The organism is Alloscardovia criceti DSM 17774, assembly GCF_000376885.1.
In the GTDB taxonomy this organism is placed as follows: domain Bacteria; phylum Actinomycetota; class Actinomycetes; order Actinomycetales; family Bifidobacteriaceae; genus Alloscardovia; species Alloscardovia criceti.
In genome coordinates, this window is record NZ_AQXR01000010.1 from 41,745 (window position 1) to 66,294 (window position 24,550).

General features: G+C 51.3%; 17 protein-coding genes. 6 read left to right on the forward strand and 11 right to left on the reverse strand.

What is annotated here, in order from left to right; genetic code table 11:
* Positions 1 to 99 precede the first annotated feature (99 nt).
* The 4 genes from D570_RS0103610 to D570_RS0103625 all read right to left on the reverse strand — a co-directional run bounded on the left by D570_RS0103610 (position 100) and on the right by D570_RS0103625 (position 5,516).
* Complete coding sequence (locus D570_RS0103610) at positions 100 to 915, reverse strand: TrmH family RNA methyltransferase (RefSeq protein WP_245531862.1); 816 nt, start codon at positions 913 to 915, stop codon at positions 100 to 102.
* Between the two features lie 35 nt (positions 916 to 950).
* Positions 951 to 3,098: an ATP-binding cassette domain-containing protein gene (locus D570_RS09055; protein ID WP_018143038.1), complete on the reverse strand. Its 2,148-nt coding sequence runs from the start codon at positions 3,096 to 3,098 to the stop codon at positions 951 to 953.
* Complete coding sequence (locus tag D570_RS0103620; protein ID WP_018143039.1) at positions 3,099 to 3,755, reverse strand: ECF transporter S component; 657 nt, start codon at positions 3,753 to 3,755, stop codon at positions 3,099 to 3,101. It lies immediately after the preceding gene.
* A gap of 384 nt (positions 3,756 to 4,139) precedes the next feature.
* Positions 4,140 to 5,516 carry a dipeptidase gene (locus D570_RS0103625; protein ID WP_018143040.1) on the reverse strand — a complete coding sequence of 459 codons (1,377 nt, stop codon included), beginning with the start codon at positions 5,514 to 5,516 and terminating at the stop codon, positions 4,140 to 4,142.
* A gap of 84 nt (positions 5,517 to 5,600) precedes the next feature.
* Here D570_RS0103625 and D570_RS0103630 point away from each other — a divergent pair, with 84 nt between their 5' ends.
* The 5 genes from D570_RS0103630 to D570_RS08410 all read left to right on the forward strand — a co-directional run bounded on the left by D570_RS0103630 (position 5,601) and on the right by D570_RS08410 (position 11,571).
* On the forward strand, positions 5,601 to 6,215 hold the full coding sequence (locus tag D570_RS0103630) for a DUF3043 domain-containing protein (protein ID WP_018143041.1): 615 nt from the start codon (positions 5,601 to 5,603) through the stop codon (positions 6,213 to 6,215).
* 228 nt (positions 6,216 to 6,443) lie between these two features.
* Complete coding sequence (locus D570_RS0103635; protein WP_018143042.1) at positions 6,444 to 7,940, forward strand: dihydrolipoyl dehydrogenase family protein; 1,497 nt, start codon at positions 6,444 to 6,446, stop codon at positions 7,938 to 7,940.
* 207 nt (positions 7,941 to 8,147) lie between these two features.
* Positions 8,148 to 8,870: a DUF4191 domain-containing protein gene (locus D570_RS0103640; RefSeq protein WP_018143043.1), complete on the forward strand. Its 723-nt coding sequence runs from the start codon at positions 8,148 to 8,150 to the stop codon at positions 8,868 to 8,870.
* A 253-nt stretch (positions 8,871 to 9,123) separates the two neighbouring features.
* Entirely contained in the window at positions 9,124 to 10,557 is a 1,434-nt protein-coding gene (glnA, locus tag D570_RS0103645; protein WP_018143044.1) for a type I glutamate--ammonia ligase, read from the forward strand.
* 81 nt (positions 10,558 to 10,638) lie between these two features.
* Entirely contained in the window at positions 10,639 to 11,571 is a 933-nt protein-coding gene (locus D570_RS08410; RefSeq protein ID WP_018143045.1) for an alpha/beta hydrolase family protein, read from the forward strand.
* Positions 11,572 to 11,590: 19 nt separating this feature from the next.
* On the opposite strand, the gene D570_RS08415 is transcribed toward D570_RS08410, so the two are convergent.
* Genes D570_RS08415 through D570_RS0103670 form a run of 4 tightly spaced genes read right to left on the reverse strand, consistent with a single transcriptional unit; the run spans position 11,591 to position 19,487 of the window.
* Positions 11,591 to 12,280, reverse strand: coding sequence for an SGNH/GDSL hydrolase family protein (locus tag D570_RS08415; RefSeq protein ID WP_018143046.1), 690 nt, complete (start codon positions 12,278 to 12,280; stop codon positions 11,591 to 11,593).
* A gap of 4 nt (positions 12,281 to 12,284) precedes the next feature.
* Complete coding sequence (locus D570_RS0103660) at positions 12,285 to 13,439, reverse strand: Mrp/NBP35 family ATP-binding protein (RefSeq protein WP_018143047.1); 1,155 nt, start codon at positions 13,437 to 13,439, stop codon at positions 12,285 to 12,287.
* Positions 13,436 to 15,964 carry an NAD-dependent DNA ligase LigA gene (gene ligA, locus D570_RS0103665; RefSeq protein ID WP_018143048.1) on the reverse strand — a complete coding sequence of 843 codons (2,529 nt, stop codon included), beginning with the start codon at positions 15,962 to 15,964 and terminating at the stop codon, positions 13,436 to 13,438. The genes D570_RS0103660 and ligA overlap by 4 nt, the downstream gene beginning before the upstream one ends.
* On the reverse strand, positions 15,957 to 19,487 hold the full coding sequence (locus D570_RS0103670; protein ID WP_156812230.1) for a tetratricopeptide repeat protein: 3,531 nt from the start codon (positions 19,485 to 19,487) through the stop codon (positions 15,957 to 15,959). The genes ligA and D570_RS0103670 overlap by 8 nt, the downstream gene beginning before the upstream one ends.
* Before the next feature lie 81 nt (positions 19,488 to 19,568).
* Here D570_RS0103670 and D570_RS0103675 point away from each other — a divergent pair, with 81 nt between their 5' ends.
* Positions 19,569 to 21,848, forward strand: a complete 2,280-nt coding sequence (locus tag D570_RS0103675) for a hypothetical protein (protein WP_018143050.1) — start codon at positions 19,569 to 19,571, stop codon at positions 21,846 to 21,848.
* Positions 21,849 to 21,855: 7 nt separating this feature from the next.
* Here the strand turns inward: D570_RS0103675 and D570_RS0103680 are convergent, their stop codons facing one another.
* Genes D570_RS0103680 through ppgK form a run of 3 tightly spaced genes read right to left on the reverse strand, consistent with a single transcriptional unit; the run spans position 21,856 to position 24,541 of the window.
* Positions 21,856 to 22,581, reverse strand: a complete 726-nt coding sequence (locus D570_RS0103680; protein WP_018143051.1) for an FUSC family protein — start codon at positions 22,579 to 22,581, stop codon at positions 21,856 to 21,858.
* Positions 22,578 to 23,768, reverse strand: coding sequence for a pyridoxal phosphate-dependent aminotransferase (locus D570_RS0103685; protein ID WP_018143052.1), 1,191 nt, complete (start codon positions 23,766 to 23,768; stop codon positions 22,578 to 22,580). The genes D570_RS0103680 and D570_RS0103685 overlap by 4 nt, the downstream gene beginning before the upstream one ends.
* 11 nt (positions 23,769 to 23,779) lie before the next feature.
* Positions 23,780 to 24,541 carry a polyphosphate--glucose phosphotransferase gene (gene ppgK, locus D570_RS0103690; protein ID WP_018143053.1) on the reverse strand — a complete coding sequence of 254 codons (762 nt, stop codon included), beginning with the start codon at positions 24,539 to 24,541 and terminating at the stop codon, positions 23,780 to 23,782.
* Positions 24,542 to 24,550: the final 9 nt, after the last annotated feature.

The window sequence follows — 24,550 nt, forward strand, 5'->3', positions numbered from 1 at the left end:
AGTAAAAAGTGAAGCACAGAGACAAGGTCTACACGATTGCCGTTATGCTCAACGATATGCTCAACCAGAAATTTTCTGCGAAATAGATGCGCATGTCGCTTAATGCACGCGCATGGCGAAGGTGTAGAGCATAATGGATGCACTCATAGCTACATTTAAGGACTCTGCTTTGCCGTAAAGAGGAATAACAGCAGCCTGATCACAACGGTCCACCGTAGTACTGTTTAATCCTCGTGCCTCGTTGCCAAATAAAATGGTATGAGCCTTGCTAAAGTCTAAGTTATCTACGACGTGATTCCACGCAGATACGGGTGTTTTCTCCGTCCCGTACACATCTGCGGCAGTGACGATGGTGTTATTTTCTCGAGCCCAGTCGAAGAATTCTGCTTGGCTCATTTTCACGGTAGGAATATGGAATAGGGATCCTGCTGTGGAGCGTACCACCTTCGGATTGGTAATATCTACGCATTCATCAACAAGAATGACAGCCGCACAACCCGAGGCATCCGCTGCACGGATAATCGTGCCGGCATTGCCCGGATCACGCAATTCCCAGAAGGCCGCACTTAGCGCACCCGGATGGAGGGAAATGTTGTGCGCAGAAAACTGCACGGATTCACTGCGCACAACGGCAAGAATTCCTTGACAATCCTTGCTCATAGCGTCCATAACCGCGCGGCTTGCGGCATGGACGTAAATGTCCTGATGGATAGCGTCATCCACTAATGCACCTAGCACCGAAGACTGCGCAAAATCTTGAACGACATAGATATCGCGAATAAATTCGCTGGCATAATGCAAAGCTTCTCGCACGGACTGCGGCCCTTCGGCTAAGAAGAGCCCGGTTTTCTTTCTCGCCTTGTGTGAGGCCAGTTCAGCAACAGAACGAACGCGAGAGGCTTTTACATTATCCATAACATCGCGATGCAGGGGCATGAATAAACCGCTTTCTATATCAGATTCCCAAAGAGATTTAACGTTCCTCCATAATACGCTACAAGGAGCGATATAACAGGGATGAGAATGCTAATAACGAAAGCTAGCGTGTCCGTAGTCCCCATCGTGGAGATGCGAACGTTGGTACGCTTATGATCCGAGCCAAAACCTCTTGCTTGCATAACAAGTGACAGCGTCGTAGAACGACGAATGGCTAAGACCAGCAAGCTCAAGGCGTCATTCGACCATTTACGCCACCAAGACTGTGGACGCAGGCCGCGAATGGTGCGCGCTTGATGAATGGATTCCAAATCGACTTTCAGCAACGGTAACAAGCGGAAACCTGCTAGTGCCGCATAGACGAAACGATCCGATAGTTTCAACTTTTGTACAAAGGCGTCCGCCAAATCCGTAGGATCCATGCGCATAACGAGAGCGATGGCCGGCACGCCCATAGCAAGGACACGCAAAGCGGTAGCCAGCGCCAAAGTCCAGTCATGCTGTGCGTTGTAAATCATGACCGTTACAAAGGATCCGGCAGCACCAATCATGATAGGCCACGTGTACTTCGCCAGTGTGATGGGCTTGAAACCAAGCATAAATGCCAGCACGAGTTCAGCCATTAACGCCACACTGGAGGACACGATATCCAAGGATGCAATAAGTGGCAAACCAATGAAAATGCCGGCAAATAAACGCGTCATAGGATTCAGCGCAGCCACGAATCGTGACTCGCTTTCTACGCGCACATCCTTCGCGGCATTTTCTGCAGGCTTGGCTTCTATTACCAGTTCACGCGCACCCAAACACCGAATGAAGGCGCGATCATGCGTCACCATAATGATGCAGGTGCCACTATCGCGTAGCTGCGCAAACATGGTGAGAAGGCTGCGCCACGTGCGTGGATCTTGACCGTAGGTTGGTTCGTCCACAATCAAAATACTCGGTTTTGATTCAATGGCACACGCCACTGTAAGTCTGCGCTTCTGACCGCCCGATAGCGAGTATGGATTCTGATTTTTTTGTTCAGCCAGATCGTAGTACTCCAGACGCTGCTGCGCCAGATCACGCAGTTGAGCATCCTCCATATGAGCATGACTGATGCGCAACGCACTGGCCATCTCATCTATGACCGTGCTCGTCACAAATTGATGCTCCGGATTTTGGAATACGTACTGGATGCGCTGAGCCAGCTCCTGGCTACTCCACTCGGAAGGCAATGCACTGGCAGCCTCCGCGCGCACCACATCGCTTACCTTCATCTCACCGCTTATCAGTGGAAGTAAGCCCGCGAGCGTCAAGGATAGTGTGGTCTTCCCCGCGCCATTTACGCCGGTCAACGCGGTAATGGTACCCAGCCTAAATTCTGCGGAAAAGGGATGAGAAATCTTCTCGCCCTCATAACCGAAACACAAATTTTCTGCGGTCAGGGCCACCTCTCCTGCAGGATGCTGTGGCGCATAATCGAGTGCCTCATTTTCCGCATAGGCCTGCTGCGCATCGTCATGGAGCACTATATGACGGGTAATAATAGGTAGCCACACATCGGCATTATGGTCCACGATGATGAGCGTTGCGCCCGTTTCCTCTGCTGCGTCGGAAATGGACTGCACAACTCTTTCGATGCCCTCCGGATCGAGATTTGCGGTGGGCTCATCACAGACGATGACGTCTGGCTGCATGGTCATCAGGCTAGCGACGGTGAGGCGTTGCACTTGCCCACCCGAAAGGCGCTGCGCTAAACGGTTTGGCTCGATGCCGTGCTCACGGTCAATATCCACGGTTTCCAAGGCATCCTGTGCACGCGCAATAATTTCCTCCCGCGGCACGCCCAGATTTTCTGCACCAAAAGTTGCATTATCGAAAACGCGGGCAAAAATAATTTGGCTATCCGGGTCTTGCATAATAAGCCCGACACGACCGCGCGACTGTAATGCCGGCACACCATCAATCGTAATGCTGCCCTGCATAAGTCCGCCGTCCTCGGCATCACCCAGAATCCCCGCAATGCCATGCAGCAAGGTACTTTTGCCCCAGCCGGAGCGACCAGTGAGCAAAACCTTCTCACCAGCCGTCACGGAAAGGTTCATATCGTGTACAGCCCAATTTTCATTGAGCGGGTAACGATAGGACCAATGTGTGATTTCTACTTGTGATCCCACTTAAGCATTCGCCTTATCGTTCGCCTTATTTGCTGCTGTGCGGATATCGCGACCGGATTCAAAGTGATCCAAAGCACCGGTACGCGCAATACCGATATATAGCCACCAGGTGAAGACGCCCGCAACGACTGCTCCAGAAATTATGGTGGTAATCAAATTAATGCCACCGTAAGGACCATTCCAATCGATGGCCTGCAAATTCGTAAAGAATGTGTATGCCCAGCAAGCCACGCCGGAAACCGCGCCGGAAATGACGGTAATCCACATGTTCCATACCTTGTACATCACGACGGCAAAGACGATTTCCGCTGCTACACCTTGTGCCAAACCTGTCAGGAAAGTGGCGCTTCCACCCCAAGAATTACCCAGCAATGACTCAATAATAGCTGCTACAACCTCTGCATAAATAGCGGCACCGGGCTTGCGCACAATAATCAAGGCCAAAGTCGCTGCGAAAAGCCAGAAACCGTTAATAAGACCCAAAAGTCCCGGCACGATGGCGTCCAAGAAGGACAATGGTCCATAGGCCACGGCGAAAAGCCAATAAATAAGAGAGCTTGCTACAGCGATAACGCTTGCCACTGTGATATCTACAACGCGCCATTTCAGGCTACGTGTGGCTGGAGCAGAAACTGAAACAGTTGAAGAAGAGTTCATAAGTGCCTCCTATGATCTGATGGTCATCAGTACATCCCCGTGATGTACGTGAGGCACGGGTTGAATGACGTCCGTGCGCCGGCATTACCCGGTATACGTTCAATCGGTCAGGATTTATAAAAATCCGTATCTCAGCTCTACTCACTCTTCTGCGCGAGCACAGCACCCGTGTCATATGCTGAGTATACAAACTGGTGTGAATATCGCACATGATATTCACACCAGCGTTTTGTTTTTGTCCGTTTTATTTGGGTCCAGACCTGCGACGCGCGCGAATTCCATACACATTCTTAAGACTTAATGCACAGTTTCGCACATGCCAAGTTTCGAACCTGCCAACCGCGCGCAATGCCAGCAACTGCTACATTACGGTAACTACTGAGTCTACTTTGCTTGCTGAGCCAAAGACTGAAGCATCAAGGCCTCTGCAATGACATTGTTCTTCAATGCAGACAAACTGATGGACTCGTTTGGCGAATGGGCATTGGCCTTTGGATCTTCCGGACCGGTGACCAAAACCTGAGCAGATGGGAAAATGCGCTGCAACTCAGGAATGAATGGAATAGATCCGCCCTCACCCTTATTAATCGGCTGCGTTTCAAAGGCATCTGCCATAGCTTTTTCGGCAACGTGTACAGCCGTAGAGTCGGGATCCATGGCCCAGCCTTGGCCGTTCTCACCCAACGTGACTTTCACCTCTGCGCCAAATGGTGCATGTGCTACGAGGAAGTCTGCAAGTGCCTTCTGCGCCTCAGCAGGATTCTGATGAGGCGACGTGCGTAAGGACAGACGGAAACGTGCACTGTCCGCAATCACATTAAAGGAGCCTTCGACCGGGTGTGCATCGAAACCGATAACGCTGACGCTTGGCTTAGTCCACAAACGGGAAGCCAGCGATCCTGTACCAGCAAAGGAGTAGCTCTCCACCACCGCCGCATCGCGGCGTACAGTGGCCTCATCCATATCGCGCTGCAAACCGCCAATTGGCTCTTCACTATCCACGCCTTCAACGGCCAAGTCGCCATTTTCGTCGTACATGGATGCGATCAGCAGGGCTGACAAGGTGTTGGCATCCAAAATTGGACCGCCGAACTGACCAGAGTGCACAGGATGTCCCAACACGCGAACTTCCACATCCATATCGGTATTACCGCGCAAGGAGGTAGTCAAGCTTGGAGTTGTATCGGACCAGTTACCGGAATCTGCCACAATAATAATGTCGGATTCGAACTCATCCTTGTGCTTCTCGATAAAAGGAATAAAGCTTGGAGAGCCCATTTCCTCTTCACCCTCGATGAAGATACGAATATTGACGCCCAAATCTTCCCCCAACGCGTGCAAAGCACCGGAATGAATAGCAATGCCGCCACCATCATCCGCAGCGCCACGACCGTACAGACGATCATCCTTTACCGTGGCCGTGAATGCTGGAGTTTCCCACTGGCTCTCATCCGGCACCGGCTGCACATCATGGTGCGCATAAAGCAAAACGGTGGGAGCCTGTGGATCGACAATCTTAGAACCGATAACCTCCCATGCACCGGCGCTTCCATCTGGATTCGTGGACTGCACCACACGCGCATCCACGCCTTGCGCACGCATCTCTTCTGCCACGAACTGAGCCGACGCCTTCATATGATCGCCCGTAATGCCCTTAGCAGAGACGGCACCTAAAGCAATTTTCTGCGACAGGACATCGACGACGCGATTCCAATCGGACTCTACTCGAGAACGAATCTCCTCAACTGATAGCTGGACCATGAGCTCCCTTCCTCATTCCTGCGGTAATACGTATTAATTATGACTTTAATGCAGAGAGTCGATACTTTTACATAACCTTAAAGAATGAAGTGGAACCCATTTAATCGTTCAGAGAAGTCTGACCAGTCATCAGATAGCACGGAAGAAACACGCGAAGGCGCTTCTGTGGGCAAAGGTCGCCCAACCCCCAAGCGCCGTGACGCAGAAAATGCACGTTTAACCCCTTTGGCTCCTAAGGATCGCAAGGCTCAGCGCAAGGCTGAAACAGCCCGCCGACGCGAGCGCGAAAATACAGAGTATGAGGCCATGCGCAGTGGCGATTTGCGCAAGATGCCTCGCAGTGAGCAGCTCCCTTGGCGCGTCTACATCCGCGATTATGTGGATGCACGGCATAATTTAGGCGAGTATTTCATGATTGTCGTGGTCGTATTGCTCTTGGTGGCAGTGGCCGCTAGCTACTTGGCTCCACGTCTTTCTCTTTACATCCTCGTGGGCATGTATGTCTATCTGTTTGCCATTATTATCGACAGTTGGATTATGTGGCGCGGTTTAAAGAAGAAGCTGATTGAGAAATTCGGGGAACGTTCTGTGGCTCGCGGTATGCGCTCGGGTTATTACGCGTGGAGTCGTGCCATGCAGGTGCGTCGCTGGCGTTTGCCAAAGCCACGTACAAGCAAGCATGGCGAATGGCCAAAGTAAGCCATACATCGTACGCAAGTAAAGAACAAACAATTAAACCCGCAATATGAAGAAGTATTGCGGGTTTTTGTGTATATATGTGTACGCAGAAGACATCTCTATAATTCTGTCTTCAAATAATGTAAACAATTATTAATTCTGTGTGTGGGATATTTATTCCCATTTCACTGCTTTGCGCTCTGCGCTAGCCAACCGCATTTTCATGGGCTGAGCACGTAAAATTGAGGTATGACTTTTGATTATGATGTGATTGTTATCGGCTCTGGTCCTGGCGGATATGCCACAGCTTTGCGCGCAAGCGATTTAGGACTCAATACCGCTGTCATCGAGATGCGTGACGTCGTGGGCGGCACCTGCTTGAACCGTGGTTGCATACCAACAAAAGCCTATCTCACCGCGGCGCATACACTGCACGATGCGCACCGCGCGAGTGTGTGGGGCTTGGATGTTTCGGTGAATGCCATAGACATGCCAAAGCTCAAGGAAGCAAAGGATAAAACGGTTTCAGGCGTGGTAAAAGGCCTGTCCCAGCTGCTGAAGGCGCGTACAGTGGATGTGATCCATGGTGAGGGCAGTCTTGTAGAAGCTCACAAGGTCAAGGTCACCGATGGGGACACCACACGAGAGCTCACTGCAGAGCATATTGTGCTCGCCACGGGTTCTCACGCTACCCCACTTCCCCAGCTAGCATTCTTCTCAGGTACCCAGGATGAAGTGCGCGATGCCATTGCCGCCCGGAAAGTTCCCGTACTGTCCTCGGATGAGGCTCTGGATATCGACACGTATCCGGAGAACGTCGTTATTGTGGGCGCAGGTGCTATTGCCTTAGAATTCGCCACTTTCTGGAATGCGCTCGGTACGAAGGTGACGGTTTTGCTTCGTAAAGACGTGCCTTTGTCTCGTTGGGATGCGCATGTCAGCTCCACAGTGATGCGCACGATGAAGCGCAATGGCGTGAATTTTGAAACGCACAGCTCTATTATTTCCGCAGCCGAGGGAGAAGTGACGTACAGTGTTACCAATCCAAAGAATGGGGAGGTTACCGAAAAATCCATTCCTGCTGATTTCGTGCTCGCCGCTATTGGGCGTTCTCCTCATACGACTGCACCGTGGTTTGAAACATCCGGTGTGGAGCTCAATAATCGCGGATTCGTGGTCACCGATGCTTATGGCCGCACTAATTTGGACAATGTGTGGGCTGTGGGTGATATTACCGATGGTCATTTACTGGCCCATGAGGCTTTTGAACAGGCCTTGACTGTTTCGCAAACCATAGCTGGGAAGCCTGCAAAACCAGTCGACCCTATGACCATTCCGCAGGTGGTATACGGCATGATTGATGCCGTGTCTATCGGATACACCACCAAGGCAGCCGAGGACGCAGGTTTCGAGGGCGTAGAAGAAACAGTGGTGCCACAGCTGTCCAATCCTCGCGTGGCTATGCTGGGCTCGAATGGTACGACGGTTGTCGTTTCCGCGCTGGCTCGCAAGGATGAGGGAAAATCTGACGAAAAGTCTGAGGAAGGCGAGGCTAAGCGTCTGGTCATCGGCGTGCACATGGCTGGCCCACAGGCCTCGGAAATCGCGGGGGCGGCCCGTGAAATTATCCAAAATCGCATTCCACTCAGCGATGCTGCTCAGGCATTATTTGCTCACCCTACCTTGAGCGAAACCTTGGGTGAAAGCCTACTCAAGGCAGATGGTCGACCACTGAATGTGCGCTAAATAACCGCATACCGCACCGTGCTAGCAGATTCCTTTGGAGGGATGTGCTAGCACTTTTGTGTCCTGATTAAAATAGCACTCTCAAACAAATAAACTGTGTGAAAGCAAGCACAAAAGTGCCTTTTTCGTCTCGATACAGTATGATGGCTAAAAGATTTGGGACGTATATGACGTCACTGTTTTCCACGGAGGAGAAATAGTCAAGCTATGGCAGAAGAAACAAAGCCAAGGCGCAATAATATGTTGCGTCAAATGAAGCAACTGTATGATTTTACCCGTCAAGATGATCCTCAGGTAACGTGGTGGCTGATCGGCGCTTTTGTCGTACCTTTTGTGCTGATTATTCTGCTGGCTTTGCCATTTAACATCGGCTGGTTTACGTGGATTATGGTCGTCATCCTCGCCTTCATGGTGGGCCTGCTGGCCGCCACCTTCGTGCTCTCTCGCCGCAGCGAAACCGTGGGGTATCGCCGTATCCAAGGTAATCCTGGCGCTGCGGGTGCTGTGTTGCAATCCCTAAGCAAGCGCGTGTATACCTTCTCCGAGCAGCCAGTATGGGTGGATCCTCGCACGAAAGACATGATTTGGCGCGGCACCAGCTTGTATGGTGTGTACTTGGTATCCGAGGGACCTACCAAGCGCGTGGCTAAGGCTATCGAGGCAGAGAAAGCGAAGATTCGTCGCGTTACTCAGGGCTCTGAAATCCGCATTATCACGATTAACACAGGCGATGAAGAAGGTCAGGTGCCTTTGACAAAGCTGAGCCGTGAAATGCGTAAGCGTTACAAGCACCCACTGACTAGTGATGAGTTGAATCATTTGAATGGTCGTTTGCGCACGCTGGAGCGTATGGGCGGCATCGGTATGCCTGCAGGCATCGATCCGCGCGCAGCTCAGCATCAAAGCCGTCGTGCTATGCGCGGTCGTTAAAGTCTTTAAAATCGTTAATAAGGCTGTAACTACTTTTCGTCGGTGATTGTTTGTGCAATCACCGACTTTTTTATACTCGCACACAGCATGCAAAGGCGGCACTGCCCTACCCTGTTCTATAAAATATTTAAGAATTAATGAAGAAGCTTGTTACATAGTTGTAACCTAAACGTTCTTTTTAGGTAATGCCCTCCTTTAGAATAGATAAGTATTCAAACCAATGAATATTTCAGCACAAAGAAGGTATGGTCTTATGGCTCTTTCTACAAAGGAAGATGTAGAAGCTCTCATCAACACCGAGGGCATCGAATACGTTTCAGTACGATTCACGGATTTAATCGGCGTACAGCAGCACTTTAATGTGCCAGTTGACGAATTCTTGGATAACGCATTTACAGATGGCCTGCCTTTTGATGGCTCCTCTGTGCAGGGATTCCAGGCAATTAACGAATCTGATATGAAGCTAATCCCGGATGTATCCACCGCTTATGTAGATCCTTTCCGCAAGCATAAGACCTTGAATGTGGCATTCTCTATCGTGGATCCAATTACCGATGAGGCTTATTCTCGCGATCCTCGCCAGGTGGCCGCTAAGGCGGAGGCGTATTTGAAGTCCACTGGCATTGCTGATACGGCTTCTTTCGCACCAGAAGCTGAGTTCTTCGTCTTTGATAAGGTACGTTTCGAAAACTCCATGCGCACCTCTTTCTATGAGGTAGATTCGGATGAGGCGGGCTGGAATTCTGGCGCTCAAACAAATCTGGATGGCACACCAAACATTGGTTTCAAGAATCAACCAAAGCGTGGCTACTTCCCAGTGCCACCTCTGGATCAGTCCGCAGATTTGCGCGACGAGATGGTGTACAACCTGCAGAAGGTAGGTTTGACACTGGAGCGTTCTCACCACGAAGTAGGTGGCGCAGGTCAGCAGGAAATTAACTACCGTTACAACACCTTGATGCACGCGGGTGATGACTTGATGAAGTTCAAGTACGTGGTACACAACACCGCCGCTCAGATGGGCAAGGCTGCAACCTTTATGCCAAAACCAATTGCAGACGACAACGGTACGGGTATGCACTGCCATCAGTCCTTGTGGAAGGATGGTAAGCCATTGTTCTACGATGAGAACGGTTATGGCGGTTTGTCCGATTTGGCACGCTGGTACATCGGCGGTTTGATCAAGCACGCTGATGCTGTTTTGGCTTTCACCAACCCATCTCTGAACTCTTACAAGCGCTTGGTTCCAGGCTATGAGGCTCCAATCAACTTGGTGTACTCGGCTCGCAACCGCTCTGCAGCTATCCGCATTCCTCTGGCAGGTACATCTCCTGCAGCAAAGCGCATCGAGTTCCGCGCTCCAGATCCAAGCTCCAACCCATTCTTGGCCTTCTCCGCTCAGCTCATGGCTGGTTTGGACGGTATTTTGAACCGCATCGAGCCACCTGCGCCAGTGGATAAGGATTTGTACGAGCTTCCTCCAGAAGAGATGGTGGGCATTAAGACCGTGCCTGCTTCCCTCGATGAAGCTTTGAAGGCTTTGGAAGAAGATCATGACTTCCTCACCGCGGGCAACGTCTTCACGGAAGATTTGATCGAAACATGGATCGATTTGAAGAAGCAGGAAATCGATGCTGCTCGCTTGCAGCCAACGCCTTTGGAGTATCAGCTGTACTTCCATATTTAAGTCTGAAATTCTAGACATAAGTAAGCCTTCTGTGGTCAAACATTGTTCCACAGAAGGCTTTCTTTTATAATGGAGACTGATATGGCTAAGAAAATTCGCACATTTATTATTCTTCTGCTTGCTCTAGTTGCAGTTGCCGCAGGCGGGTATTTTGCAATTACCACACTGTTCCCAGATATTTTCAGTAAAAACACGGGTCAGCAGATCAGCAAAACGACACAGCTACTCAAAGCCGATAAATCCAATGTGATTACCAAAGAACTGCATGTCAACCATGATGATATGGATCTGTACGGCACTTTTGTAGCACCTTCAAATTATGAATCCTTACAGCTACCCTTAGTTATCCTGTCTCCGGGTTTAAACATGAATTCCGATGTCTTGAATCCTGTGGCTCAGCAGGTAGCAACGCAGGGGTACATGGTGTATTCCTTCGATTTTTATGGCGGTTCGACGACCACGCGCAGTGGCGATACCGACATGATGAATATGACTCTGGATACGGAAAAGGCGGATTTGAATGCCGTGCTCAGTTACTGGAGGTCTCAGTCGTTTGTGGATACGAATCATGTGTATTTGGGCGGCGTTAGTCATGGTGGCTTGATTAGTTCACTGGTGGCGGCGGAGCGACCAGCGGATGTGAAGGCTATGGTTTTGTTGGCACCTGCCTTTAATGTGCCTGATGTGGTCAGAAGTGATATGGAGCAGCTGGGATACACGGATGCTGAGCAATTACCGGATATTGTTAGCTACCAAGGGCAAAGTGTCAGCAAAGCATATATCGCCTCTGCGTTAAATACCGATGTATCTGCGGCCCAACGGGCATACTCCGGCAATGTGCTGATTATTCACGGCACTGCGGATGATATGGTGCCGGTAAGTTATAGCGAAGCAGCGGCGCAAACCTTCCCTCATGCGGAGCTTATGTCCGTCGAAGGTGCTGGGCATGAAGTCAGTGAAATTGCGGCGATGTCTGTATTGCTGAAAATTCAGCAGTTTATGAGTGCGAACTAGGCAGGCACACGCCTGTTTTCTATGCCAATAGGCTTTTCTTTGCAGAATGTGAGCGAAGAAAAGCCTTTTCCATTTCTGGCCCCCACCATCTCGCGTATCCTGCGCGCGTGGGATGAATGCTATCCATCATGTACAAAGACTTGTCCGCATCCGTGGCCGCATTCAATGTTTTATTGTGCCATAAATCGATTATCGTTACATCGGTACGCTGTTGTGCCAAGCCACGGGCAGCTTCGACCATACGATCGTATGCTTCGCTGTCAAATCGTGTGGAAGTGTACACATACACCGGCACAGCCCATTCTTGAGCTATATAATCCAGGATAAGTGCGAGCGCGTGAGTTGTTTCTTCTGGCGAAAAACCCTGATGCGCATCATTCGTGGATAATTGCACGAGGAAAAGATCTGGCTGATCCGTGCTGTGAGAATGCTGCTGGAGACGATGAAGATAAGATTGTGGATCTTTGCTTGCTATGCAGGTACCGTTCACGGCATCCTTCGTCAGACTCCACCCGAATCGTTGAGCGAGGTACTCTCCTACCGCCTGACCACCCGAGGCATAACCCCAGGTCACCGAAGAACCGAGCGCGAAAAGTCGACAACCCTTGTGCACTGCAGTTTCTGGAGTCTTGAGTGGTGCGACATGCGCCATGTCGTAAACTGTAGCGTTTCCTGGATGCTCTTGCCACCCTGCGATATAATCTGCCATCGTATTACTCAGCTGTGCTGCTTGGCGCTGTAGTGTGTGGTTTTGCGGACATGAGTGCGTGCACGATAGAACTAAAGGTGCGCGCAAGCTCAGAATCCGCAAGTTTCCCATCTGCATCCAGCACGGCTGGCCTGCCGGCCTCGGCAACCTCACGTATAGGCGGTTCCAAAGGTATGTGCGCCATCAAAGGCACATCATGACCAAGCTTTTCGTGAAGCTGCTCAGAGAGCTGGTCCGCCACACGCTGGCCTCCGCCCTCGCCAAAAATGCGCAGTCTTTCGCCCGCATGGTCGTACCACGACATGTTTTCTACCACACCAGCCACATCCATAGGCACTTGCAGGGCGACCAACCCAGCGCGCACAGCGATGTCTGATGCCGACGGTTGAGGCGTGGTGACAACGATGAGTTCCGCATTTGGCAAAGCCTGCGCCACAGAAATCGCCATATCTCCCGTGCCCGGAGCCATATCGATGAGCAGCACATCCGGCTCTCCCCACCACACATCGGAGAGGAACTGCTCGAGAGAACGCTGCAAGCGCGGACCACGCCACAAAATGGCCTTATCGGAGCCCGCAAACATGCCAATCGACATGAGCTTAGTACCCCAAGCTTCCACAGGCATGAGCATGCCATTGAGATTTGTAGGAGACTGTGATGCGCCCATGAGTTTTGGCATAGAAAAACCATAAATATCCGCATCGATGACGGCCGTATCGTAACCTTCAGCCGCAAACGTTGCCGCCAAATTTGCCGTCACGCTGGATTTGCCCACGCCGCCCTTGCCGGAAGCTACGGCAAAAATGCGCGTTTTTACGCCGGGCTTGTGGAACGGGTTTTCACGACGCTCTGCCTTGAGCTGCGCCACGAGGCCCCCCAGTTTCTTCTCATCCATCGACCCCACGGCCAGCTCTAATTCCAGCGTGGCATCCGGGTATGTGGACACGGCCTGTTCGATACGCTCACGAATCACCTGGGACAGCGGACACTGCGGCACCGTCAGTTCGATATCGATATGAACGAGAAATGTGTCGTCGTGCAGATTTTCAACTTTTACGCCCGTCACCATGCCTAATTGAGTAATAGATTTACCCAATTCTGGATCAATAACACCTGTTAATCGAGCATAAATATCGCGAGCTATGCGTTCTTCCGTCATTCCTCAATCTGTCCCGTGTCTAAAAGCTGCGCAAACTGGTCTGCATTAATCATCGCGATGCCCAGGCTTTCCGCCTTCGTCACCTTCGAAGCTCCCGGCTCATTGCCAACTACAACGTAGGACGTCTTGCCACTTACCGATCCGGAGGCCTTGCCACCATGCGCAACAATGGTTTCTTTGATGCTTTCGCGAGTGTAGCCCTCCAAGGAACCCGTCACCACAATGGTTAAGCCTGCCAATGTCTGATCGAGCTGTTCCTTCTCCTGCGTGCGCATACCAACGCCCGCGTCCATCCACGCCTGCAAAATCCTGCCTCGCCAATCGGCAGTATTGCCCAGCTGCGACATCCACGAATATACGGAATCGGCTAGGGTTTCACCCACGCCTTCAATGTTTACCAGTTCTTCTCTCGACACTCCAGCAAAAGATGGCAAAGAAGGATAATGCTCCGCTAAATTGCGCGCATTCGGACCGCCTATGTGACGAATCGACAAGGCCACTAGTACCCTCCACATATCCACTTCAGAGGCATGACTGAGCTGATCGAGAATAGCCAAGGTGGCGCGAGCCGGTTCAGCTTCTTGGCCTTTTTTAGGTGCATTGTAGAAAATTGGCACCTGATGCCACACGCCGGATCCGCCAATCGTTTTGCGCTGAGTACGCTTTTTGCCCGTGTCTGGATCGGTATACCGCGTAATGCGCACTACCGGTATTTCACGCCATACGCGCACAGCGCGCAGTTTTTCTGCCGTCAAAGAGAAAATATCTGCGAGGCTTTGCACGACCGGCGTTTGCTCTGGCGGAAGAGTCAGACCTTCGGGTGGCACATATGCGTCCAATTCCTCATCTTCTACGAGCTCGATTTTAGATAATTCCGGGGCATAAATATCCACCGTAGCAGGTCTATCCAATTCTGGATTTGCCAAAGCCGCAGCAATCTGATCACCCAAAAAATCGATGTCAAAGGCCTCACGCCCTGCCAATTTAATAATGCGCTGTGTCAGCTGAGCAGGGCAGGATTCGGCATTTGGGCAGCGGATATCCTTATCCCCCTCTTTTTCTGGCGCAATAGGCGTGCCACAGCTTGGGCACACCGTCGGCATGACAAAGTCATGCAACTGGTCGTCGCGCCCCTTCCGGGCGGAGAGCACAGGTCCCACAATTTCCGGAATTACATCTCCCGCCTTGCGCACCACCACGATATCGCCAATTTTGACACCTTTGAATTCCACCTCGGACGGATTATGCAAGGTGGCACGAGAAATGGTAGAACCTGCCACACGCACGGGTTTTAACTGCGCCACAGGGGTTACACGTCCCGTACGCCCCACTTGAACCGTAATATCGAGCAGCTCCGTATTGACCTCTTCTGGCGGGTATTTGTAGGCAATTGCCCAACGCGGTGCTCTCGACGTGGCACCCAGCTGCTCTTGCAACCTACGCTCATCCACCTTGACCACGATGCCATCCAAGGCATGCTCAATATCGTAGCGATGCTCCTCGTAATAATCGATCATGTCCGTAATTTCGCGGAAAGAACGCACAAGTCGATTGTGAGAAGACACAGGAATATTCCACGTGGTATACAGCTCGTAAGCCTCATCTTGGCTCTCCACCGTGGCATGATGTGTGGAATTCTCCGGCCATTGCAAAATGCCTAAACCATGCGCATAAAAACACAGTCTGCGGCGCGCAGTTATAGCCGGATCCTTTTGGCGCAAAGAGCCGGCTGCGGCATTGCGAGGATTTGCAAACAGCGGACGCCCATGGCGCTCATTTTCGCGATTGAGCTCTTCAAAATCGTCGAAACGCATAAAAACTTCGCCGCGAATTTCCACCATTTCAGGAATATCCTCAGCATCGCCCCCCAGATTTTGTGGAATATTGGAAATCGTGCGCACATTGGCGGTGATATCCTCACCTACCACGCCATCGCCGCGCGTCAATCCCTGCTCGAGCACGCCATGGCGGTAAATAAGATTGAGCGCAAGACCATCGATTTTTACCTCGCAGGTCATCGGCAATTCCTCGTGAGACGCCAGTTCTAGCTGTTTTTTAACGCCTTCATACCAGCTTTCCAACTGACCAATGCTAAACACATCGTCCAAACTGAACATGCGCGAAGGATGCTGCACCGAGGCGAAGTCCTGTGAAAAATTCCCGCCCACACGATGGGTTGGACTTTGCTCCGTATCCAAGAAGGGGAACTGGACCTCCAACCGTTTGAGGAATTCCATGCGCGCATCATAGGCAGCGTCAGAGGACTGTGGTGCATCGTTGATATAGTAGGCAATTTGATCGGATTCTACCCATGCCGCCACCTTTGCCCAGGCCCGCGCCGCATCTTCGGCGGCAAGCTCTGCTACATCGGCAGCATTTAGGGACAGTGCGCTGGCATCGGTGTATTCGAGCGCATCCCACCACGGCAGTTCACGCACACTCGGCGCGCTGTCGGTAGCCCTCGAAATTTCCTCCGCAGAGGAGTTATCGGTATCGAAGTTAAAACTATCTTGAATATTAGGCATTGAGCGACCTCAAGAATTGGAGTTCAACGATATTGTCAAAATCAGTAGAGTCTTCAAACATAGACTGCTCGGCAGATTTAATGCGTGCAGCCGCCGCAGCTAAGGTGCGGCCTGCCACGAATTGGTTGTTATCCACGACAAGGGGTGCGCTCACATTCATCGACACGGCCGCCGGCGTAAAAGGCCAGAAATCAATGTCGAAATAGGTCAAAGCATCGGTTGCCTCATCGAAGGTGGACGGCAAATCGATGTCCTGCGAACGCGCTCTATCCCACAGCTCCTCCAGCTCGTAGCGGGCGTGTGGGATGGTCTGCTCCCCGATGCGAATGCTCATAATGTAGCAGGCTGCTGCAATTTCGAAATTATCTTGCATCCAGGCGGCAAAAGCCATGCGATAGTATGCAAATGCAGCATCATCCTTGTCCAAAGCCACACGCAAAGCATTGCTCGCGGCCGCAAAGGAGGATTCCCAATCTTGACTCTCGGCCAACATAACGGCCAGCAAAATATGTGGCAACGGATATGCCGGCGCATAAGAGACGGCCGTGTTCAGATGACGCATGGCAGCCTCACGCTGCCCCAAATGGGAGTAAACCTCCGCCATTTCCATATGCGTTTGGAAGAGGTTGTCCGGCACGAGCACCACTTTCTCCTCTGAAGACGCAAAGAGCTGGTTATACACCACGCGTTCGGCGTAGGAATTGAAGTAGCGAGGCACACGCCCGGAGGCTTTGAAAACGCTGTCGAGGTTTTCTAAGCGTTCCTCAATCATGGACAGCGCCTCTTGTGGATTGCCCGAGACAAAGGTCTCGCGCGATTTATTGCGCGCCTCCTCCAGTTCTTGCGCCAGCGTAAAGCGAGCGCGGTCTATCGGCATACCGTCGATGACGTTGCGGATATAGGTATCCTTGTAATTGTTGAGCTCGGGATCATTGAGATTATCGATGTACGCCGCGATTTTCTGCGCACGTTCAGGCACGCTCAACTCTTCGGCCGTGGCGAGGTACGAAATATCTTCCTGCGCCCTTTCCAGCACATCGGAGCGTTGAATGGACAAATCACGCGCTTGTGTGCTCTTTAGCGTAGATGCGGTGATTCCGCTGAAAGTGGCGTGCGAACTTTCCGGCTCATCTAGGGCAGCCTCTGGTGTGAAGTATGCATCGCGCAAATCCATGCTCGTCTGTAGTGGATGCAAAATACCCTCAGCATCTGCATCAATCGCATTGCCTTGGAAGGCTGTGTAGAAGGAGTATGGATCTTCCAACCCTTGTTTTTTCAGTAATTCCAGGAATTTCTGGCGTTCAAAAATCACGGCTGCCACGGTGTTGTTGAGCGCTGTACGTCGGATGAGTTCCAAAGGATCCGATCCAGGTCCCGACATGACGCTGACACGCGGCTGCGCACCGGAAGCCGATGCAGGATCAAAATCTGCCTCACTATCCTCGCGTGTGACCTCATCAAATAAGGCGTTCACTTCCTCATCCGTAGGCTGTGCATTATACGAATGGAATGCGTCCAGCTGGTCTTGACTGAAATTCGCAGACTTCATGATATCCATAAAGGTATCATTGTCGTTGGTAGCTTCACCGGAGTTGTTTGTACCGCGCGGGCTCCTCGCCTGTGAAACTGGGGATTGCGCAGCAGCAGATGGCGCGGAATCACTGCCCTGCTCGCCGTCGAAGGACGGAGCAGACGGAGCAGTAAGGCTCTCCTCAGCGCCGGTACCAGTGGAGGTTTTGCGTTCATCAGCTGCCGAGGACACTACAGAGGAGCTATCCATACCCATTTTGTCTAAGGCTCGCATGAGCAAGGCATACATCGTAGGATCGCGTTCTTCGATATCCTGCGAACCATCTAAATTATCGATGCGCACGGCAACCTCACGGATATTGTCGCTGGCGCCAAAGGCCAAAGCGGCGAGAATAATACCCACACGCAGATTGTAGCGTGCGCTCATTTGGGCGCGTTCTGTCGAAGAAATATCCACCCATTCGCTCTTGTGCGTATCGAAACGTCGCAGCGGCATAACAGTGGATGCCGTGCTCGTAAAGTCGATGACGGTAGCGCCCGAATGTTGCACATCGGCGCGAAAATCGATATCGCTACGCAATGGCAAACGCAAATGCGTAATGAGCTTTGCTAATGCACGGCGGTACACCCATTGACTGTGTGGGGCGCCGTGATTCTTATCCACCTCGTCCGAAGAATCATAAGGGAAGGTGTTTTTCGCCACCTGGTATGCGGTTTCACGTGCCGCTTTAACCATAGGATACACGGCATTTACGTGCGTAATATTGTCTAAGCTCAGCGGCCCCGCCGAGTGTGCATGTGCGCGCCTTGCCTGCGCATAAAATTGTCCCAACCAGTGCGATGAGAAAGAGGTTTCCTGTGTGGCATCCTCACCCATGCTGGGATAGCGTAACGCAGGGATAGAGTCTGGATCATCTACCCCATTCGTGTCCAGGGTACTCAGCGCGTCGAAAGCCGGATTTTCCAGCAATTCATCGCTTAACCGGGCCACGTCTGCCAGCGTGATGGCATCTTCGGTAGGTGTGAAATCGTAATGATAATTATTTTCGATGACGCTACTCATAGCACTAAAGCGGTTTAAATTCGTTTCAATGCGCATGGTTTTCAACGCGGAATCAAAATCCACACCATTTCGAGAATGCAAATAATACAAATGCGACTTCGGATTGGTCATCAATTCAAGATTTTCCTGACCATGGCGTGCTTCCAGCTGTGGCGTGCGTTCCATAGCTCCCGTTTCACGCATCGTATTGATGAAATACTCTTCCAGACCCGAAATTTTCAGCCCTGCCTTGCGTGCCTTTTCGATGTCGTCCACGCTCGTACGTATAGCACTTAACGGTGCCTGGTTGCGCACACGACGGTAAATATTGGAGGTGCCAAATCCGATGACATTCACGGTATCCATAGCCAGCGTGGGTTGCGCGTAAATGGCAAAGTACGCCAGAGTCATAGCGGTACGGTACTCCACATTGGCCGTTTCACTCTTACTCAGGCTGGGAGAACGCAACTGCTCGAAAGTGTAGCGATGATTGGACTCCATCCATGAAGACAGCCACCTGAGCTGACCATCTTCACTGCGTGCCACCACGGCTCCGTGTTGTACGGGTAGTAAGGAAGAATTCTTCTGATCAAGCGTTTGGCGCAAAAAACGATACGCATATACTTCGCCTTGCCCTTCGCTGGCCAGCTGCACGCGCGGCTCGCTACCCGATACATCGGCATCATAACGTCCCGTTTCATACACATGCGCGTGATCATCAATGACCGCCACGGGTACAAAATTTTTTTTCGTCAAGAAGATGCCTAAAGCGGTACGATGCTTGGGCATGTGAAGTGGATCATGCAACCAACCCACCGTGAAGTGGCGCTGGCCTATACGAAGATTTTTAACCGCCGAACGCGCAGAAAGAAAGCCCACATTGACCTGTGTGCGGGCCCAAGGAAATATTTCTGTTACTTCTGACAACGTTGGAGAATCTTCATGCGGCATGCTCATATTGTCCCAAACCTCTCTGACATGCACAAATACCTCACGCTTTGAGAATAATGCAGAATAATTGATGAAAGATGTATGTCTGGCTTTTTCTCTGCGCTTCATCTTATGCTTAGTCTTGTGTCCAATCGTATAGGAAGTTACATTTCTACCCACCGCAACGCAGCGTTTTTCGCAGTAAGTACTGCGATTATTATCCTGACTTTAGAACTGGCCGTTTTTAATCTGGGCACATGGATGTCGCCGTCTGGCGCTTCTGCGGTTTCCTGTGAGGTGGCGACCAGCTGCTCGGCCACGCTCAGTCATGCGCAATGGGGAACGGGAGACTCCGTCACGGACACAGGCACGGATACTGACACGGACACAGCGAGCGCGACCGAAACGAGCAGCACAAACACCGAAGCCAGCACAGACAGCACCGACCGTTCTAATTCCCTCCTCTACATCCAAGATTTTGACGCCACACTGAGCATCCCCGTTTCGCTGGACACTCCTATCACCACCCTGAGTTTCGACCCTAGCAACGCTGAGGTGAAATCCTTTAGCACACCTATTACCATTGGTTCCCAGCAGATTACCCTGTACAGCGACCGTAGCACGTTTGTGTTTTTAGATGCCGATGCTCAGGCCGATATTGCGAAAAATAACGCAATCGTCATCCACTTTGTCAGCGGTGAATACACACGAAACCCCACTGAAGACCCGGTTCAAGCCACCTCGAATCTTCGCCAGATTACGCTGAACGCGCGTAAACCTTTTCATATCAGCGTGGCGCGCATGCTTGCGCTACTCGCTCTTGCCGCTTTTATCTGGCTTTTCCGCCCACGCTCTGCGCTATATCGCATCGCATTAGACACCCAATCGCACAGACAGCGGCTGGTCTTCTGGCTGGCGTGTGTGCTTCCCCTCGTGCTCGTAGGTATAGTCGCCATCTATTTCGGTGGCCTCTTTGCTGCGAATGATACATGGGCTCAGGATCATAACTACATTTATAGTTATCGGCATTATATTTTGGCTTCGCAGGCCTTGCTCGAAGGCCACCCGTGGCTGGATTTACCGGTGGATCCCTCCTTCGATGCGCTGAGTAACCCGTACGACCCGCAACTGCGCAATACGATTTTGAATCAGAGCGCGCAAATTTACTGGGATTATGCCTTTTATCAGCATCACTGGTATTCCTATTTTGGCATTTTGCCTAGCATTGTACTGTATTTACCTTTCCACGCGCTCACGGGCAGCTGGCCTTCAGTATTTGCAAGCGTCATCGTATTTTTGATTCCTGCGATGATTCTCGTCATGGCGTCGATTATCCGTTTTATTGCACGCTACTTCCCGCAGACCAGCATCGGGCACACGATTCTTGTGCTGATTTCGGCTTTTGTGGGCATGAATTTTATTTCGCTTTTGCTCGTGTCTAATCTGTACACCTTGGCTTTTTCCAGTGCTTTATGCGTTGCCTTCTTAGGTGTATTTATATGGCTGGGTGTCCGACCGGAAAAGCCGGCACTCAGCAATTACCTGCGTATGGGCGTAGGTTCTTTCTTTATCGCGTTAACCACTTCGTGTAGGCCTACCTTTGCATTTACGGCTATTTTAGTGGCGCCTGTTTTCTTTGAATTTGTGTGGGAAAAGCCGCTCAAGCAGCTCAGCCGTGCTCTGAGTGCCGCAGTAGTGCCCGCCATTCTTGGCGTGCTTCCCGCCTTATGGTACAACTGGTGGCGTTTCGGATCAGCGCTCAATTTCGGCTCGGGTTACCAAATAACAGTAGCCGATATGCGCAATTTGAGGGTGACCACTCTGTCCACGCTCCAGGGTGTGGGCGCGTATTTGTTTCAACCTTTTGATTTCACCGCACAACCACCCTTTATCCAGTCTCCGTTTATCAGCACCTCCACGTGGATTCATAGGGAGACCATCATCAGCGGATTCTTTATTTTCGCCCCCCTCATAGCGCTGGGCATACTGAGCGTGCTACTGCCGCAGGTACGTAAACGACTTCATCCACAATTTATCTGGCTGTACAGTCTTGCGGGCGTAATTTTCGGCGTTCTGCTGTGCATTCTGGTGACGCGCAGTGGCGGTATCGTATGGCGTTATTTTGTGGATTTCACCTGGGCCTTTGTGTTTGCGGCCATTGCGCCGGCGTTAAGTGCGTTGGCTGTTGTGCGCGAAAAGGGCGGCACACGGGCACGGCAGAGTTCGCGATATCACCTTGTTTTGTGGGTCGTCGTGGCATTGACCGTGTATGAAATGCTCGTTTTTGCAGCCTCGATTTTTGTGCCCAACCGATTTGCAGCACTCAGCCAGTATAACCCAAGCCTTTACGCGAGCTTTGTTCAGGCATTAACGATTATGTAGTAAATACTCAGAATTCAGCTTCCGATGTCTTGTTTTCCGTGGTGCTCACTGTTGTTTCACTCTCAGACGTAGTGCCCTCGCTCACCGCGGCATCGACTGCGCCCTCTTCTATTTTTTCACTGCCACCATTGATTTCGTCGTCATCTTTGTCCCGCTCCAGCCAGGAGCAATGCTTTTCTATCGCCATATGCGTATGCGCCCACACCGTGGTAATAATAACGCTTAAACACACGCCAATAACGGTGCCCAATAAACGGAAAAGCGCGTACACAATGCGGTCTTCACCAAATTGCACGAGCATGACCAGCGCCAGCGAAATCATGGTAATTTTCCAAGAGGCCGAAGGCAGCTGGAAGGCATAGAATAACGCTCCAATAATCAAAATGGCACTAAAAGCGAGCAAGACAAAAACATAGGGGTTATTTCCCCAAAAATCGTCCAACCACACGACAAAAAGCCCAAACAGACCGCCAAACATGGTGCCCACAAGTCTGCGAAGTCCCGCTTTGCGTGCCGCCTTGCGATCAATCTGCGTGCACACCACAATGGCCGTTGCCATGGAGGTGGTTAAATAATGTGTGGCGAAAAGAGAAACCACAGCCACGATGGCAATGCCGATTGCTACTTCGACTTCCAAGGTAGTCAAATGTGGCTTATCAATGCGCTGGGTCACCTTTCCGGTCACTTTGTTCACCTGAGTGTGCGCACGATCCCACATATTTTTGAGGCTCATAATTTTTCTATTTCATTCTCCAAAATGCGAATTACTTGTATAACCATTGTCCTGAAAATTTCCGGTTCTGGCAATAAGGACACCGCCATGTAACCGCTAGATTCGAAGTCGAAAAAGTACCCCGGCGCACTTTGAGCATGAATTTTGTCCAGCAATTCCAAGCCGACAGCGTCATCCTCCAAGCTGGAAGGTAGACGGAGTAACACATTAAAACCCCCTTCTGCCCGCAGCACAGACACATAGCCCTTTGTCTGGCGCGTATCCGAGGTGTAAGTCTTGAGCCACGCTAGATTTTCGCACGTTCTGCGCCGGATGCGCGCCGTTTGCGCGTCTGCATGATGCAGCAGCTCGGGAATTTCTTTTTCGATGAGCGAGGACATAGGCAAAAAATCATCGGCAATCATATCCAAACGATTACACGCCTCACGCACCTCATCTACTGGGCCGCTGATATACACCCATCCGACCTTCACATCAGCCGCAGCCAGCATCTTCGAAAAACCATCGAGAGCAAAGGTGAGCACACGCTTCTCCCCCGCGAGGCGCGCCCGCGAATCGAAGGCATCCAAGGCGAAATCGTAAAAAACTTCATCCGCGATAATGGCCACCTCATAATGCGCGCATAAGTCCAGTATCCGTTCACGCTCTTCGGCTTTGACATAGGAAGCCGTCGGATTATTTGGATTGATGAGCACCAGCGCTTTAATAGGATGCTCCGCACCCGGGTAATTATGTTTTTCCAACTGCTGGGCGATGCTGACGTAATCGATAATCCACGAACCGTCATAACGCACACGATAAGGCACGGATTGCACCCCCGTTAAGGCACAGATGGATTCAATCAACGGATAGCCCGGCTGAGGATATAGAATCCGATCGCCATAATCGCACAGCAGCATACTCAACCACGCGTATGCCTGCGAGGTGGAGTTGAGCAAATACAGGTGCTCAGCATCCATCTCTATGCCGTAACGGCCACTGAGGTATGAGGACAGAATGCGACGCGTTTCCACGCCGCCGCGCGGATGTGCGCTGTAAATATAATCAGCCCCATGCACGCTCAGTCCAAAATGTGTGGGGTTTGAATCATTGAGATTGAAAAGCTGAACACCCTGTGCTTTCAGCTCTTGAGAGCGTAAAGACAGGGCGTTAAGTGAGGTATCTCCGGTACGATGCGAAAATTGCACGTGACCTCGGTTTACTCTTGCTGCGTGGAGGCGTAGTATGCAGCACCTACGATGCCAGCATCGTTGAGCAATTGAGCAGGAACGAGCGGTGTATTAATTTCGATGAACTCAAAGAACTTATCGCTCTTCTTCGAAACGCCTCCGCCCACAACGAATACAGCTGGGCTGAAGTACTTTTCAAGCAATCCGTAGTACTTGGTCAGGCGCTTGCCCCACTTTTTCCAGGACAATTCTTCATTGGAGCGTGCGGAGTCCGCCGCATACTTTTCAGCATCCATACCATCGAGCTCGATATGACCCAGCTCTGTATTTGGTACCAATACGCCATCCATAATCAAAGCGGTACCGATGCCCGTGCCCAAGGTAGTAGCGATGACAAGACCAGGGATGCCCTTCGCTGCACCGTACTCCGCTTCACCGAGGCCAGCAGCATCTGCATCGTTGACAACGTGCACGGTGCGGCCTGTGTGTTCGCTTAAGAAGGAATTTAATTCGATACCCACCCAAGACTGATCCAAATTTGCGATGAATTCTACGGGGGTTTCAGGCTTTACAGGTGCAGGGAAGGCGATGCCAATAGGCGTGCCGTCAGCCACATCAAAGTGGTCCAAGATCTGCTTTACGACTTCTGCTACAGCTTCAGGTGTGGATTTTTCTGGTGTTGCAATACGCAAACGTTCCTCAGCGAACTTGCCATTCACCAAATCAACTGGTGCTCCCTTAATGCCAGAACCACCAATATCAATTCCGAAGGCTTGAGCTGTTTCAATCATTGGCACCTC

Bases quoted from the DNA above. Each gene is read 5' to 3' on its own strand.
- D570_RS0103635 (WP_018143042.1), top strand. From the start codon at position 6,444: ATGACTTTTGATTATGATGTGATTGTTATCGGCTCTGGTCCTGGCGGA.
- D570_RS08410 (WP_018143045.1), top strand. From the start codon at position 10,639: ATGGCTAAGAAAATTCGCACATTTATTATTCTTCTGCTTGCTCTAGTT.
- glnA (WP_018143044.1), top strand. From the start codon at position 9,124: ATGGCTCTTTCTACAAAGGAAGATGTAGAAGCTCTCATCAACACCGAG.
- D570_RS0103625 (WP_018143040.1), bottom strand. From the start codon at position 5,516: ATGGTCCAGCTATCAGTTGAGGAGATTCGTTCTCGAGTAGAGTCCGAT.
- D570_RS08415 (WP_018143046.1), bottom strand. From the start codon at position 12,280: ATGGCAGATTATATCGCAGGGTGGCAAGAGCATCCAGGAAACGCTACA.
- D570_RS0103680 (WP_018143051.1), bottom strand. From the start codon at position 22,581: ATGAGCCTCAAAAATATGTGGGATCGTGCGCACACTCAGGTGAACAAA.
- D570_RS0103670 (WP_156812230.1), bottom strand. From the start codon at position 19,487: ATGCCGCATGAAGATTCTCCAACGTTGTCAGAAGTAACAGAAATATTT.
- D570_RS0103660 (WP_018143047.1), bottom strand. From the start codon at position 13,439: ATGACGGAAGAACGCATAGCTCGCGATATTTATGCTCGATTAACAGGT.
- ligA (WP_018143048.1), bottom strand. From the start codon at position 15,964: ATGCCTAATATTCAAGATAGTTTTAACTTCGATACCGATAACTCCTCT.
- ppgK (WP_018143053.1), bottom strand. From the start codon at position 24,541: ATGATTGAAACAGCTCAAGCCTTCGGAATTGATATTGGTGGTTCTGGC.
- D570_RS0103620 (WP_018143039.1), bottom strand. From the start codon at position 3,755: ATGAACTCTTCTTCAACTGTTTCAGTTTCTGCTCCAGCCACACGTAGC.
- D570_RS0103640 (WP_018143043.1), top strand. From the start codon at position 8,148: ATGGCAGAAGAAACAAAGCCAAGGCGCAATAATATGTTGCGTCAAATG.
- D570_RS0103675 (WP_018143050.1), top strand. From the start codon at position 19,569: ATGTCTGGCTTTTTCTCTGCGCTTCATCTTATGCTTAGTCTTGTGTCC.
- D570_RS0103610 (WP_245531862.1), bottom strand. From the start codon at position 915: ATGGATAATGTAAAAGCCTCTCGCGTTCGTTCTGTTGCTGAACTGGCC.
- D570_RS0103630 (WP_018143041.1), top strand. From the start codon at position 5,601: ATGAAGTGGAACCCATTTAATCGTTCAGAGAAGTCTGACCAGTCATCA.